The organism is Nocardia sp. NPDC057668 (genome assembly GCF_042799795.1).
Lineage (GTDB): Bacteria > Actinomycetota > Actinomycetes > Mycobacteriales > Mycobacteriaceae > Nocardia.
The window spans coordinates 2,692,930-2,707,329 of sequence record NZ_JBHVIC010000001.1 but is presented as its reverse complement, the minus strand read 5'-3'; the positions used below and the strand labels follow the sequence as shown (position 1 = coordinate 2,707,329).

Here is a 14,400-nt window from a genome sequence, read left to right as displayed (position 1 = left end):
TAGACGTTACCCCGGATAACACGTAACATCCCGGGGACGCTCGGACGACGAAGCCCGGGCGGACGACCAGACGAAGCGAGTACCTCAATGACGCGGCATGTCGACGTACTGATCATCGGCGCGGGCCTGTCCGGTATCGGCATGGCCTGCCATCTGACCCGGGAGAACACCGGGCGCAGCTACCTCATCCTGGAGCGGCGCACCGCCATCGGCGGCACCTGGGACCTGTTCCGCTACCCCGGCATCCGCTCGGACTCGGACATGTACACCTTCGGCTTCGGCTTCCGGCCCTGGATCGGCACCAAGGTCCTCGCCGACGGGCCGAACATCCGCCAGTACATCGAGGACACCGCCGCCGAGTACGGCGTCACGAAGAACATCCGCTTCGGCCGCAAGGTCACCCGCGCGAGCTTCGACAGCAACGAGAGCCTGTGGACCGTCCAGGTGCTCGACGAGCAGACCGGCGAGACCGAGACCTACACCAGCGACTTCCTGATCGGCTGCACCGGCTACTACGACTACGACAAGGGTTACCAGCCCAGCTTCCCCGGCCAGGAGGACTTCACCGGGCAGATCGTGCACCCGCAGCACTGGCCCGAGGACCTCGATTACACCGGCAAGAAGGTCGTGGTCATCGGCAGCGGCGCTACCGCCATCACGCTGATCCCGTCCATGAGCAAGGACGCCGCGCACGTCACCATGCTGCAGCGGTCGCCCACCTACATCGCGGCGCTGCCCGCCGACGACCCGGTCGCGGTCGGGCTCAAGTTCGCGCGGGTGCCCGCGGCCGTGGCGTACAAGGCGGGCCGCGCGCGCAACATCGCGCTGCAGCGCGCCAGCTACCAGCTCTCGCGCACCAACCCCAAGCTCTCGCGCAAGCTCATGCTGGCCGCGGTGCGCGCGCAGGTCGGCCCGAACATCGACATGCGGCACTTCACCCCGTCCTACGACCCGTGGGATCAGCGTCTGTGCGTGGTGCCCAACGGCGACCTGTTCCGCATCCTGCGCAGCGGCAAGGCGTCCATCGCCACCGATCACATCGAGACCTTCACCCCGAAGGGCATCCGCCTGCGCTCGGGCGAGGAGCTCGAGGCCGACATCATCGTCAGCGCGACCGGGCTGACCGTGCAGATGCTCGGCGGCGCCGCGCTCGAGGTCGACGGCGAGACGCTGGCGACCCGGGATCTGGTGGCCTACAAGGGCGCTCTGCTCAGCAACGTCCCCAACGCCATGGTGATCCTGGGCTACACCAACGCGTCCTGGACGCTCAAGGCCGATCTGGCCGCCGAGTACTTCTGCCGCCTGCTCAATCACATGAAGGCGGAAGGCTATTCGCAGGTCGTGGCCGTTCCCGAGGAGGGCGATCGGTCCGAGGCCTCGCTCATGGGCGGTGCGCTCACCTCCGGCTACATCCAGCGCGGTGACGGCGTCATGCCGCGTCAGGGCACGCGCGGGCCGTGGCTGGTCATCAACAACTACTTCCGCGATCGCGCCATGCTCCGCAAGGGCGCCATCGAGGACGGCATCCTGCGGTTCCGCCGCGAGGTGAAGCGCGAGGCCGTCGCCACGGCCGAATCACGCTCCGCCTGACTGGATTTCGACCGATCGGCGCGGCGACCGCCGACCCCCCGACGCGGTAACCGCCCCCGGTCCGCGTCGAACCGGTCGAATAACGGTGGGCCGGGAACAGACCAGTTCCCGGCCCACCGGCTCTTTTCCGGGGTCGCGGGGGCGGGGACCATGAGCTGATGACTCTTGCTCGCACCCCCGATCTGCTCCCGGCCGCGATCCGGAACGCGTTCGCGCCCAGCGTGACCTATCTCAACGCCGCCAGTTACGGGTTGCTCCCGGCGGCCGTCGCCGCCGAGGTCGCCGCGGCCGAACAGCGGCGCGTGCGCGGCGAATTCGACATCCCGGCGGTCGACGGCATCGTCGCGAACTGCCGCACGGCTCTGGGCCGCCTGGTCGGCGTGGACGCGAGCAGGGTGGCCATCGGCGCGCACGTCTCCCAATTCGTTGGGCTGGTGGCCGAGAGCCTGCCGGTGGGTGCGAATGTGCTGCTCCCGGAATCGGAGTTCACCTCGGTAATCTGGCCCTTTTTGGCGCGCAAGGATATTCGCGTGCGCACCGTCCCGTTCGCCGAGCTGACGACGGCGGTGCGCTCGGGCGACGACGTGGTGGCGGCCGCGGTGGTGCAGTCGGCCGACGGCGCGGTCATGGACGCCCCGGCGCTGGTCACCGCCGCGCACGCCGCCGGAGCCCGGGTGCTGCTGGACGTCAGTCAGGCCGCGGGATGGTTCCCGGTGCACGACACCGGCGCGGATTGGCTGGTCGGCGTCGGCTACAAGTGGCTGCTCGGTCCGAAGGGCACGGCCTTCCTGGCCGGTACGGCCGCCGCCCTCGATACCCTGCGCCCGGTCGCCGCGGGCTGGTATGCCGGCGACGACCCGTGGGATTCGGTGTACGACGCCCCGCTGCGGCTGGCCCCCGACGCCCGCCGCTTCGATCTCTCCCCGGTGTGGCCGGCCTGGATCGGCCAGCTACCCGCCCTGGAACTACTCCTGTCGACCGGCATAGAGAACATCCGCGCTCACGATGTCGCTCTCGCGAATCGGCTGCGTACGGGACTCGGTCTGCCCCTGGGGGATTCGGCCATCGTGTCGGTGCCCGCGAATCAGGCGACCCTCGATCGCCTGTGCGCGGCGAAGGTGGTCGGTGCGGTCCGCGCCGGACGGCTACGCCTGGCCTGCCACCTCTACAACACGGCCGCCGACGTCGACCACGCGCTGGCGGTGCTCGGCGGATAACATTCCCGCCCAGCAGATCACGGCACGACCCTTCCACCGTGCAGGGCAGGCGCCCGAGCGTCCCGGAGCTGTCCGACGTCAGGTGAACCGACCCACATCTCGCCCTGACCGGCTGCGGTGCGGCGGGATCAGAGGAGTGGATGCTGTCACCGAGGCTGACAGCGCACATCGGCCTGCCGAACGCTGTTTGCGGGTGGGCGTGGAACACGTTGCGGTGCTGCGGGATTCGTTGCGCAGTACAAAGCCGCCGGTGTCCGTTGCACCCGTTGCCGGACGCGGTGCGTGTTCCGGCCGGGAACTTGCCGCCGGGGACCGAGTTCACGCGAGGGTAGGCATGGCCTCGGTGCCGGGCCGCGGAGGCGCCGTGTCCGCGGTTATCAGATGGGCTGGAAGCCCGCGCCCACGCCCTTGCCCGCGTCCACCGCTGCGCGCACCGAATCGAAGGAGACCGCGACGACGGGGGTATGGAAGGGGTTCAGGGCGCTGGTGCAGGTGAAGCGCATGGCCCGGGTGTCGTTGATCAGCGGGCCGGAGACCAGGCCGACCAGCCGATCGCCGAGCAGCAGCGGGCCGCCGGAATCGCCGTAGCTGGAACAGGCCTGCTCGATGAAACCGCCGGGGCCCGCGGACCACACGACGCCGCACGCCTCGCCTATGGTGCGGCCGTTCTGGCAGACCACGTCCCAGGCGCCCGGGGGAGTGGCGGCGAGACCGGCGATGGTGGTGCCGCCCACCGAGCGCAGCGGGGTGACCTTGGCCGGATCGAATTCGATGACCGCGTAGTCGAGGGTGTCGTCGGAAGTGACCACGCGCCCGACCGCCCCGGCGTCCGGGAACTGCTCACCGGCGACCGGGGTGCCCGGTTCGCCGCAGTGCCCCGCCGTGAAGCCGACCAGGCGGCCCGCGTCGTCCCGTCCGATGGTGGTCAGGCTGCATTTTGCGTGCCCGCCGAGCACGATGCCCGAACCGCCGCCGAGTGCTGCCCGCTCCTCACCCGGCGCCGCCGATGCCGGGGCTGTCGCGGGGAGTGTGGCAGCGGCGATCAGTACGGCGGGTGCGACCCACCGGCGAAATCCGAGCATTCGAAACCATCCGTCCATCGCGACGTGCTGGGCAATCCATCCTGCCGGGGTAGTAGCCCCCAGTTTGCCATTTGAAACAGCGGGGCCCGCACGGGAGCGGCTCCGTCGCGACGGACACGCCGGTCAGGCCAGCCAAAGTCCCCGCTGAGCGGCGAACGGATCGGCCTGAACGCGCGGGTTCTCGGCCCAGATCATGGTCTCGCGGCGATCCCGGGTGTAGCGCGGCCAGCCGGGCCCGGGGTCGGCGGTGGTGATGAAGGACACCCATGCGCGGTGCACGGCGTCGGCCAGCGCCTGGGGCGGATTGTCGCCCGCGACGGCGGTGACGCCCTGCGCCCGCAGGCAGTCGAAGGCGAAGGGTAGATCCAGGCAATGGAAGGAGCTGCTCTTGTAGTCGGGAGCCGTTGAGGCCCAAGTGAATTCGTACAGCCAGGTGGCCTGGTTGTGGGCCGCGCGATCCTCGGCGACCCGGTAGGTGGGTGCGCGCAGCAGGGTGTCGCTCTGTGCCTGGCCGAGAAGTTCGGCGGCGGAATCGCCAGGGTAGGCGGCCCGGAAGGCCTCGATGCTCGCGGGCGGCAGACCCAGGACCGCGAAGGCGGAGGGCAGGGTGGCGTCGGTGACCGGCTGGTCGCGGGTCATGGCGTTGAACTCGTCGCGGGTGAAACCGAGCAGCAGCGGAACATTGGTCGCCGCACCGTTTTTCAGCAGTTCGGTGCTGTCCAGCGGGATGGTGGCCCCGTCGGCGAAGGGCGCGAGCGCCAGCGCCGGGACCGTCTCGCTGCCCGGCCCGATCTCGCGCATCTTGTCCTCGCAGGACTGGATCTGATCGTCGGTGAGATCGCGCAGTGCGGCGGCGGTGGCGGGCAGACCGGTGCGGGCGGTGAACAGCCGCGCCACCGCGAGGCCCGCGTCCCGGGAATTGGGCTGGGACAGCGCTCCCGAGGCGGAGATGCCGGCGTGGAACAGTCCGCGCGCGGACGGGGCCGCCATGAGCGCCCACACCGCGCCGCCGCCTGCGGACTGTCCGGCGACGGTGACCCGGCCGGGATCGCCGCCGAAGGCCGCGATGTTGTCGCGCACCCAGGTCAGCGCGGCGATCCAGTCGAGCACCGCCCGATTGTCGGGTGCGCCGTCGACGTGCAGGAAGCCCTCGATACCCAGCCGGTAGCCGATCGACACCACGACCACGCCGTCCCGGTTGAAGGCCGCGCCGTCGTACCAGGGACTGGCCGCCGACCCGGCCACGAACCCGCCCCCGTGAATCCACACCAGCACCGGCAACCCGGCGTCGGCGCCCGCCTTCGGGGTGAACACGTTGAGATTCAGCACCCCGTCCCCCGCGATGCTCGGCTCCGGAATAGCGGTGACCTCGGTCAGCGACTTGCGCTGCGCGGTCGGCCCGTAGGTGGTGCAGTCCCTGGGCTCCGCCCACGGCGTCACCGCCACGGGCGCGGCGAACCGCAACTCACCCACCGGCGGCTGCGCGTACGGAATCCCCAGAAACGCGACCCCCGTCTCCCGCTGCTCACCCCGGACGGGCCCCGACGCCGTGTCCACGACGGGCCCGCTCGCGCTGTTCGACTCCGTGGAACAGGCGCCGGCCAGCGCCAACACCCCCGCCCCCACGAACAGGTTCCGACGTCCGAATCGCTGCACAGCCATGTCAACCTCTGGTCGCTATTTAAGTCAATGGTTGAAATAATTGAACCTCAGCATAATCTCGATCTGTGAATCCCGCATCCGAGCCCGCAGACTCCGCCGCCGTGCGCCGGGCGAACCTCGGCCGGGTGCTGCGGCATATCGCGGAGCACGGGCCGTGTGCGCGGACCGAGATCGCCTCGGCCACCGGGTTGGCGCACGGGTCGGTGACCGCGCTGGTGGGGGATCTGATCGAGCGGGGGCTGGTCGGGGAGGACGAAGCACCGCGTGGGGGCGGGCGCGGGCGGCCGGTACGGCCGGTGCGGTTGATTCCCTTGCGGGCGTTGAGCATGGCCGTGCAGATCACCGCCGAACGACTGTGGGTGGCGGTAGCCGATCTCGGGGGAACGGTGGTGTGGCGCGCGGACGAAGCGCATCACTGCCCGCCCGGACGGCCCGAGGTCATGGCCGACGCGGTGGCCGCCGCCGTCCGCCGGGCGGCCGCGGCGAACGGCATCGCCGGGTGGATTGCCGCCGCCCCCGGAATCGATCCGGGCGCGCCGCCGCCGGAGTTGCTGCGCGTGGTGATCGCCATGGCGGGACCGGTGCTCGACGACGCGGCGCAGACCGTCGCCGTCGCACCGGATTTCGGGTGGCTGCGACCGGTGCGATTGCGAGAGCTGTTGGCGGAGCGCCTGATCGGATCCGGATATGTGATCGACGTGATCAACGACGGCAACGCGGCCGCGTTCGCGGAATTTCACGCCCGCCCGCGGGCGCGCGGGCTGGTGTTGATCGAAGCCGGGACCGGCATCGGCGGCGGGGTCGTGCTGAACGGGCGAATCCAGATCGGCAGTCACGGCGTCGCGGGGGAGCCGGGGCACATGCCGGTGGCCATGGACGGTCCCGCGTGCGTGTGCGGGGCGCGCGGATGCCTGGTGGTCTACGCGGGGCCCGAGGCCGTGCTGAACGCGGCGGGACTGGGCGACACGTTGCGCGAAGCCGGTCTGTCGGCGGCGAATTCGCTGTTCATCGCGGCCCTGACCGCGGGCGAGGCCCGGGCGCTCGCGGCGGCCGATATCGCCGCGCGGGCGCTGGGCGTCGCGGTCGTGGGCATTCACGCGCTGCTGGACGTGGAGGAAATCGTGCTCGGCGGGACGCTGGCGGAATGGTTCCCGTGGCTGCTGCCGGGCATCGAGGATCGCCTCGCGGGCCGCCGCGCGCTGACCCCCGCGCTGGATCTGACGGTGCTGCCCGCGGTGCTCGGCGCGGACGCGATGCTGCTCGGCGCGATCGAATACGCCCGGCGCGCAGTGCTCGCCGATCCGGCGGCGGTGCCGGTGCTGTCGTCGCGCACCGGTGGCTGAGACCGGCCCGCCGATTTTCTCGACAAAAGTCGCCACAGATTCGCTGATCTAGCGTTCAGTAGTGGTTTCATGAGCGGATGGATCTGCGCCCCGACCTGCGTAGCACTGTCAACGACCTCATGCCCGACCTGAAAGAGCTGCTCAAACAGCTGGTAGCGATTCCCTCCATTGCCTTTCCGGAGTACCCCAAGGCGAATGTGCAGGCGGCGCACGACCTCATTGCTGAAGAGTTGCGAAAATCCGGTGTCGAGGACATTCAGGTGCTGACGCTGCCCGAGACCTCGCCCGTCATCTACGCCCGCATCCCCGCCCCGCCCGGCGCGCCGACCGTCCTGCTCTACGGGCACTACGACGTCCAGCCCTCCGGGGATGAAAGTCTTTGGAATACACCGCCTTTCACCCCGATCGAGAAAGACGGCGCGATCTACGGCCGCGGCGCGGCGGACTGCAAATCCAATGTCGTCGCCCATATCGGCGCCCTGCGCGCCTTCGGTGGCAAGCCCCCGGTCGGGATCACCCTGGTCATCGAGGGTCAGGAGGAGTACGGCTCCGGCTTCGACGACTACCCGGCCGAGCAGCCCGGTCTCTTCCAGGCCGACGCACTGCTCATCTGCGACGCAGGCAATATCCGTGCCGGTACCCCCACCCTGGTCACCGCGCTGCGCGGCGTCGCCGATGTCTTCGTCGAAGTGCGCACCCTGGCCGCACCCGTGCACTCGGGCCAATTCGGCGGCGCCGCACCCGATGCCCTGCTCGCGCTGACCCATGCCCTGGCCACCCTGCACGACGCGGACGGCAATGTGGCCGTCGAGGGACTGCGCCGTGACACCTGGACCGGCGCGAATTACACCGACCGGGAATTCGCCGAAGTCACCGGCATGGAACCGGGCATGCCCCTGCTGGGCACCGGCCCCATCGGTGAGCGCATCTGGTACGGACCGGCCATCACCGTCATCGGATTGGACGCACCGCCGGTGAAAACCGCTGCCTCCGCGGTAGTTCCGTACGCACGCGCGTATCTGAACGTCCGCGTGCACCCCGAGCAGGATCCGGCGCAGGGTCAGTGCGCGGTGATCGAGCACCTGTCGAAGGTGAAACCCTTCGGCATCGAACTGCGAGTCACCGGCGGCGACGTCGGCGCCGGATTCGCCGCGAGCACAACGGGTCCCGCCTATTCCGCCATGCGCGAGGCCATGGGCAAGGCGTGGAACACCGAAGTCGTGGACTCGGCCATGGGCGGTTCCATCCCGCTCACCAATTCCATGGCGGCCGCCAACCCCAACTCCGAGGTGATCATGATCGGCGCCGAGGATTCCAGCTGCAACATGCACGGCTTCAACGAGCGCGTGCTGCTGAGCGAGCTCGGCAACGTGGCACTGGCCGAGGCCGAATTCTTCCAGCTGTTCGCGAACAGGATGCGCAAATGAGCGACACCGCGATCGCGGATCCCCAGCCCGCCTCACACCGGAAGAAGCGGTCCTTCCCCTCGACGTACACGATCCTCGCCGGCGTGATGGTGGCGGTGTGGCTGGCGGCCTTCGTGATTCCGGCGGGCGCCTACGAGCTGGACAAGGACGGCAAGACCATTGCCGGGTCCTACCATCGCATCGAAGCGACAAAGAGCTTCGGCGAACGCGTCCGGGATCTGTTCCTGGCCCCGATCAACGGGCTCTACGGTATCCAGGATCCCGCGACCGGGCAGGTCGCCCCGGACGTGAGCGGCGCGCTGTACGGAGCGGCGGCGGTCTTCCTGTTCGTGCTCGCGGTGGGCGCGTTCATCACCGTCGCCTTCGCCACCGGAGCGCTGGACAGCGGAATCGGCAGGCTCGCTTACAAATTGCGGGACCGATCATTCCTGCTCATCGTCGGCATCATGGTCATCTTCGCCATCGCGGGCACGGTGGAGGGCTTCGCGGAGGAGACCCTGGGCTTCTACGCGCTGCTCGTACCGCTGACCCTGGCGCTGGGGTACGACCGCATGACAGCGGTCGGTGCGATCATCGCGGGCGCCGGTGTGGGCGTGCTGTGTTCGACGGTGAACCCCTTCGCCACCGGCACCGCGTCCTCGGCCGCCGACGTGCCCATCGGCGACGGCATCGTGCTGCGGCTGGCCATGCTGATCGTGCTGACCGCGGTGACCATCGCCTACGTGCTCTGGTACGCCCGGCGGGTGAAGAATGACCCGGGCAAGTCCTGGTCGGGCTGGCAGCCGGGTGATCGCGATATGAAAGCCGAAGAGCACGAACCGGATCCGATGACCCGGCGGCAGGTGCTGGTGTTGTGGCTGGTCGGGCTGACCTTCGCCTTCATGATCTTCGCGATCATCCCGTGGGCGACCGTCATCAAGGGTGACGGCGCGACATCGTTTCCGTGGGAACTGGATTGGTACTTCCCGGAGCTGACCGCGCTGTTCCTGGTCGGCGCGGTGGTCATCGGGCTGGTCGGCGGATTGGGCGAGGGCAAGATGTCCGAAGCCATCGGCAAGGGTTTCGGCGACTTCGTCGGCGCGGGCATCGTCATCGTGCTGGCGCGCGGCGTCACGGTCATCATGAACAACACCGAGATCACCAGCACCGTGCTGCACGCGCTGGAGGGCGTGGTGACCGGCACCTCCTCGGCAGTATTCGCGGTGGCGGTCTTCCTGGTAAACGTGCCGCTCGCCTTCCTCATCCCGTCGACCTCGGGGCACGCCACCCTGGCCATGCCCATCATGGCCCCGCTCGCCGACTTCGCGAATGTGCCGCGCTCGCTGGTGGTCACGGCCTGGCAATCGGCCTCGGGGTGGGCGAATCTGGTCACGCCGACCACGGCCGTGGTGACCGGCGGCATCGCGCTGGCCAAGGTGCGCTACGACCGGTACGTGAAATTCATCGTGCCGCTCATGGGCATCCTCTTCGTGCTGATCTGTGTATTCCTGGCGGTGGCGGCCTGGATCGGGTGAGTGCTAGCGATCCCGGATCATGCTGTGCCAGGCGGCTTCCAGATGCGCCGTCATATCGAATTCGCGGTCGATGAGCCAGCGCGACTGCAGGCCATCGGCCAGCGCGAAGAAAATAGCGGCGGTGGCATCGGCATCCAGGTGAGCGGGCAGCAGGCCCGCTCCCTGTTGCCGGCGCAGCGTCGCGGCGAAGGCGGCCGTACCGCGTTCGTAGCGCAGTCGCATGTACTCGTGCGCGGGATGGCGGGGATCGGCGGCAGCGGCCTGCATGTGCGTGAAGAGCTCGATCAGGCCGGGTACCTGGGTATTGCGGCGGATCACCTGGATCAGATCGGCGGGAGTGAGGGCATCCAGCGTCGCGATATCGATTTCATCGCGTTTGCGCAGTACCGCGACGAACAGGTCCTCCTTGGAGCCGAAATAGTGCAGCAGACCGCTCTGGCTCAGGCCGGCGGCCTCGGCCAATTCCGCGACGGAGGTAGCCAGGAAGCCGCGCTCGGCAATGGTGTCCAGGGCCGCGGCCAGGATCTGTTCCCGGCGTTCGATGCCTTTGCCGTAGGGGCCGCGTTTTGCCACGAGGAGAGTCTAGAACCCCGCCGACCAGCCTTGTGTAACTAAAACCGTGCGTTGTACGGTTTTCATGCGACCCCGCGATCGGGTCGTTCACAGCGAAGGAGAGACATCCGATGCGACTCCGGCTCCACACCCTCGTCCCGGCCGTACTGGCCATCGCGCTCGCATTCGGCGCGGCCCCGGCCACAGCGGCGCCGCCCGCACAGCTCGCACCCATGGGAGAGGACTTCCTGTGGGGTGTGGCCGCCTCCGGATTCCAGTCCGAGGGCAGCGCACCGGACAGCAACTGGACGCGCTACATCGCCGCGGGCAAGACCGATGATCCGTATCGGGATTCGATCGACTTCTATCACCGCTATGCCTCCGACATTCAGCTCGCGAAGCAGCTCGGCGTGCGCGTGTACCGCATCGGCATCGAATGGGCGCGCGTGCAGCCGCAGCCCGGAGTGTGGGACGAAGCCGGACTGCGCTTCTACGACAGCGTGATCGGAGCCATCACCGCCGCGGGTATGCGGCCCATGCTCACCCTGGATCACTGGGTGTACCCGGGCTGGGAAGCCGATCGCGGTGGCTGGAACAACCCCGGCATGGTCACCGACTGGCTGGCCAACGCGCGCACGGTGGTCGATCGCTACGCGCGCTTCGATCCGCTGTGGGTCAGCTTCAACGAACCGGCCATGTACCTGATCAACGAGACCAGGCACGGCGGTCTGCCCGCGACCTCGGTTCCCGCCATGCAGGATCGAATCGCGCAGTCGCACAACGAGATCTACGACTACATTCACGCGGTACAGCCGGGCGCGCAGGTGACCAGCAATGTCGCCTACATCCCCGCGGCCGAGGACGTGGTGAACGGTCCGTTCATCGACAAGATCGCGGCCAAGCTGGACTACGTGGGCATCGACTATTACTACGGCCTGTCCCCGAGTTCGGCCGGCATGTTCACGAACTTCACGCAGCTGTGGAAGAACCCCCTGCAGCCCGAAGGCATCTACTATGCGCTGCAACACTATTCGAATAAGTTCCCCGGCAAGCCGCTGTACATCGTGGAGAACGGCATGCCGACCGAGAACGGCCTGCCCCGCGCCGACGGTTACACCCGCGCCGACGATCTGCGCGACACGATCTACTGGGTGCAGCGCGCCAAGGCCGACGGCATGAACGTGATGGGCTACAACTACTGGAGCCTCACCGACAACTACGAATGGGGCTCCTACACCCCGCGTTTCGGCCTCTACACGGTGGACGTCCTGACCGACCCCACCCTGACCCGCCGCCCCACCGACGCGGTCCCCGCCTACACCGAGATCACCGCCAACTCCGGCGTCCCCGCGGACTACGTCCCGACCCGCGCCCCGGCGACCTGCTCCCTCGTGGACGGCCTCGCCAGCTGCCTGGATCCGGCGGTGGCGCCCCGCTGATGTTTCGCGCTCTACGGGTCGCGGGTGCACACGGCAACGCTGCCGCATGCACCCGCGGTGCGTGGCGGGGCGGCAGTGGCCGCGCTTTCCTGCGTGCCGGGGTGAAGAGGGATAGGTGGTGTGGATGCGTGGCCCGGCCTGGGAGCTATCGGAGCGTCGGGAGATGGCTGAGTTGGCGGACGACTGGATAACGACAACCAGCCGGGTCCGGTAGTGAGATCGGGTGCGGTTCCAGCCCTTCCGAGGCAGAGCAGCCTGGACAGCGAAACCCAGCCGGGACCGGTTGGGGAGGTCGGGCTGTGGTTCCAGCCCTTCCGGGGGCGGGCGGCCTGGACGACGAGTACCAGCGGGGGCCGGTTGAGTGAAGGCTGCGGTTCCAGCCCTTCCGGGGGAGCGGCCTAGATAACGAGTACCAGCGGGGTGTGGTTGGGGAGGTCGGGCTGCGGTTCCAGCCCTGCCGGGGGAGAGCGGCCTGGATAACGAGTACCAGCCAGGACCGGTTGGGAGATCGAGTGCGGTTCCGGCCCTCCCGGGGCAAAAGCAGCCTGGATAACGGGATACCAGCCGGGCCCGGTGGGGAGCCTCGACGGCGGTACCGGCCCTCCCGGGCCGATAAACGTGATTCACCACCGGCGGGGGTACAAGCAAGCCTCGAATCGACTACCGCTCAACACAATCACCCTCTGAGGCAGTGCTGGTATTCAGCGATGACGGATCTTGTGTCTGTAAGTCTCGAGAAGGTGCCCACGGCCATCCAGCCAGGCTGGGAGGGCGAATCGGCTCCCAGCTGGGGAGCCGAAGTCGGGTACGGCAGGCGAAGTAACCAGCACTGCCTCGTTGTACTTGCTCGTTCTCCCGAACCCCGCTGGAAGGCGCACGGCGCGTGCGGGTTCGGGCTACGTCGGCCACTGGAGCGAACACCGATGCCGCTCTTGGCTCTTGGGGTGTGGCTTTGGGTTTCGGCTGCGGGCTGCGTGTTAGCAGAGTCGCCGCGCTGGGATACCCGGGATCCCCGAGGGGCCGCGCACTTGCGGGTGGTGACGGAAGTTCACCCGGGGTCTGCGAGCGGGATCGATATGCGGTGGTGGGATCCACCCGGTTTTGCCCGGATGCTCCGAATCTTCGGGCATGACTATCGTTTTCCAGCCGTTCGGGCCGGTCTTGACCTGGGCGTGGCAGGCATCGCAGGCGAATGTCAGGTTTTCGATGTCGGTTTCGCCGCCATCGGCCCATTCCTTGATGTGGTGCACGGCCGAGCGGGTGGCTGGGGCGTCGCATCCGGGGCGGGTGCACCCGCGTTCGACGGCGGTGAGTGCCAGGCGCTGTTCGGGGGTGGCGAGGCGTTCTCCTCGTGCGAAGTGCAGTGGTCGGCCGTCGGCGTCGATGATGACCAGGTACGGGGTGGCGTTGGCAGCGAGTTCGACCGCGTCCCGGATCGAGAGCGTGCCCCCGGTGGCCGTAGTCGCTTTGCCGGTGCGCTGTTCGAGGTCGTTGATGCTCATCGTGATCACAGTCGAGACAGGCAGTCCACGGTGGTTCCCGAGCCGGGTCGGTCCCATGTCGGGGCGCAGAAGCGCGATCACCGCGTCATGATTGCGTTGGGCGGCGGTGCGGTGATCGCGCGTGGCCGCTGCTTGCAGCTTCGCCCGCGTACCGGCCTTGGTGCTGTTCTGGTCGTCGGTGGCGGTATCGATCGCGAGTTCGGCAGCGCTCCACGGGCTCTCGGGATCGTCCGGGTTACACATGCCCGGGCGGGCGAGCTTCTCCAGGACCGGGGTGACTACCGCCTGGAACTGCGGGGTCACCCACCCTGATACCGGTGCCATCCCGTCCGCGCGCGGATGCCCGATCGTGAACCCGCGCCGCATCTGCTGATCCCGATGCTCGGTCAAAGATCCATCGGGATCGATGTGCAACAACACCCGAACACCGAGCGTGGTGATCCCGGCTGGATCTCCTTGGCGCGCGTACACGGTCAAGTTCCGCTCGACGAAGTCCTTGGCTTCCGCACCCGCGCGGGCGGGGATCTGCTTGATCACCTCGTGAATAGCCCGAATGTGGTCGAGGGAGATCTCACCGGCCCGCTGCGCTTGGGCGACCAACGGCAACACCGGCGGCCGCTCGAACGTGCCCTCGGACACCGTCGACAGCAGCTCGGTATTCCGCACCCGCGCCGCGGCATCACCGTGGGAAAGCCGCAGTGTCTCTTGCAGAAACCGGACCGGGCTCTTCACCCCCGCCCGCGCGGGCAGATTCCGTGTCCCGCATTCGAGCACGAGCCGTTGTTTCGCGGCATCGAGTTGGCGTGTGATGGTTTCGATGTCCTGCATGAGTTCGATGACCTCGTCATCACTCATCGAATACAGGGGCGCTTCGAGCAGGGTTTCCGCCGCTGCACCGAGTGCGAGTGCACCCTGCGCGGCTGTGGATTCCCCTCCCGAATTCATACCTCCATTCTACGCCTCAATAGCAATCGAGAATAGCCCAATTCGATTGTGATACAACAATATTCAGAATAGGCCGACGTCCACATTCCCGGAAGAACGCGAAACGCCGGCCACCCCTCAACCCTAC

10 protein-coding genes are annotated in these 14,400 nt (G+C 68.2%); 6 read left to right on the top strand and 4 right to left on the bottom strand.

Going from position 1 to position 14,400, the window contains the following annotated elements:
• Positions 1–87: 87 nt before the first annotated feature.
• Both ACFVBH_RS12370 and ACFVBH_RS12365 read left to right on the top strand, forming a co-directional pair.
• The gene (locus tag ACFVBH_RS12370) at positions 88–1,590 is read left to right on the top strand and encodes a flavin-containing monooxygenase (RefSeq protein WP_379001388.1); all 1,503 of its coding nucleotides are present in this window, start codon (positions 88–90) and stop codon (positions 1,588–1,590) included.
• A 158-nt stretch (positions 1,591–1,748) separates the two neighbouring features.
• Entirely contained in the window at positions 1,749–2,807 is a 1,059-nt protein-coding gene (locus ACFVBH_RS12365) for an aminotransferase class V-fold PLP-dependent enzyme (RefSeq protein ID WP_379001386.1), read from the top strand.
• A gap of 377 nt (positions 2,808–3,184) precedes the next feature.
• On the opposite strand, the gene ACFVBH_RS12360 is transcribed toward ACFVBH_RS12365, so the two are convergent.
• A complete protein-coding gene (locus ACFVBH_RS12360) occupies positions 3,185–3,889 on the bottom strand; it encodes a hypothetical protein (protein ID WP_354984576.1) in 705 nt (234 codons plus the stop codon).
• Between the two features lie 123 nt (positions 3,890–4,012).
• Positions 4,013–5,551 (bottom strand): carboxylesterase/lipase family protein, encoded by a 1,539-nt coding sequence (locus ACFVBH_RS12355; protein ID WP_379001384.1) that lies wholly within the window; start codon positions 5,549–5,551, stop codon positions 4,013–4,015.
• Between the two features lie 65 nt (positions 5,552–5,616).
• Between ACFVBH_RS12355 and ACFVBH_RS12350 the strand changes: the two genes are divergently transcribed.
• From ACFVBH_RS12350 to ACFVBH_RS12340, 3 genes are all read left to right on the top strand, one after another.
• Entirely contained in the window at positions 5,617–6,894 is a 1,278-nt protein-coding gene (locus tag ACFVBH_RS12350; RefSeq protein WP_379001382.1) for an ROK family protein, read from the top strand.
• Between the two features lie 77 nt (positions 6,895–6,971).
• A complete protein-coding gene (locus ACFVBH_RS12345) occupies positions 6,972–8,321 on the top strand; it encodes a M20/M25/M40 family metallo-hydrolase (RefSeq protein WP_379001380.1) in 1,350 nt (449 codons plus the stop codon).
• Positions 8,318–9,835 (top strand): YfcC family protein, encoded by a 1,518-nt coding sequence (locus ACFVBH_RS12340; RefSeq protein WP_379001378.1) that lies wholly within the window; start codon positions 8,318–8,320, stop codon positions 9,833–9,835. The genes ACFVBH_RS12345 and ACFVBH_RS12340 overlap by 4 nt, the downstream gene beginning before the upstream one ends.
• A gap of 3 nt (positions 9,836–9,838) precedes the next feature.
• On the opposite strand, the gene ACFVBH_RS12335 is transcribed toward ACFVBH_RS12340, so the two are convergent.
• Positions 9,839–10,408: a TetR/AcrR family transcriptional regulator gene (locus tag ACFVBH_RS12335; protein WP_379001376.1), complete on the bottom strand. Its 570-nt coding sequence runs from the start codon at positions 10,406–10,408 to the stop codon at positions 9,839–9,841.
• Between the two features lie 110 nt (positions 10,409–10,518).
• On the opposite strand from ACFVBH_RS12335, the gene ACFVBH_RS12330 reads away from it, so the two are divergent.
• Entirely contained in the window at positions 10,519–11,826 is a 1,308-nt protein-coding gene (locus ACFVBH_RS12330) for a glycoside hydrolase family 1 protein (protein WP_379001374.1), read from the top strand.
• Between the two features lie 977 nt (positions 11,827–12,803).
• On the opposite strand, the gene ACFVBH_RS12325 is transcribed toward ACFVBH_RS12330, so the two are convergent.
• Positions 12,804–14,273, bottom strand: coding sequence for a DUF222 domain-containing protein (locus ACFVBH_RS12325; protein ID WP_379001372.1), 1,470 nt, complete (start codon positions 14,271–14,273; stop codon positions 12,804–12,806).
• Positions 14,274–14,400 lie beyond the last annotated feature (127 nt).

Excerpts from the sequence above, each read along its gene's own strand:
- ACFVBH_RS12370 (WP_379001388.1), top strand. The coding sequence starts at position 88 with ATGACGCGGCATGTCGACGTACTGATCATCGGCGCGGGCCTGTCCGGT.
- ACFVBH_RS12365 (WP_379001386.1), top strand. The coding sequence starts at position 1,749 with ATGACTCTTGCTCGCACCCCCGATCTGCTCCCGGCCGCGATCCGGAAC.
- ACFVBH_RS12360 (WP_354984576.1), bottom strand. The coding sequence starts at position 3,889 with ATGCTCGGATTTCGCCGGTGGGTCGCACCCGCCGTACTGATCGCCGCT.
- ACFVBH_RS12355 (WP_379001384.1), bottom strand. The coding sequence starts at position 5,551 with ATGGCTGTGCAGCGATTCGGACGTCGGAACCTGTTCGTGGGGGCGGGG.
- ACFVBH_RS12345 (WP_379001380.1), top strand. The coding sequence starts at position 6,972 with ATGGATCTGCGCCCCGACCTGCGTAGCACTGTCAACGACCTCATGCCC.
- ACFVBH_RS12340 (WP_379001378.1), top strand. The coding sequence starts at position 8,318 with ATGAGCGACACCGCGATCGCGGATCCCCAGCCCGCCTCACACCGGAAG.
- ACFVBH_RS12330 (WP_379001374.1), top strand. The coding sequence starts at position 10,519 with ATGCGACTCCGGCTCCACACCCTCGTCCCGGCCGTACTGGCCATCGCG.
- ACFVBH_RS12325 (WP_379001372.1), bottom strand. The coding sequence starts at position 14,273 with ATGAATTCGGGAGGGGAATCCACAGCCGCGCAGGGTGCACTCGCACTC.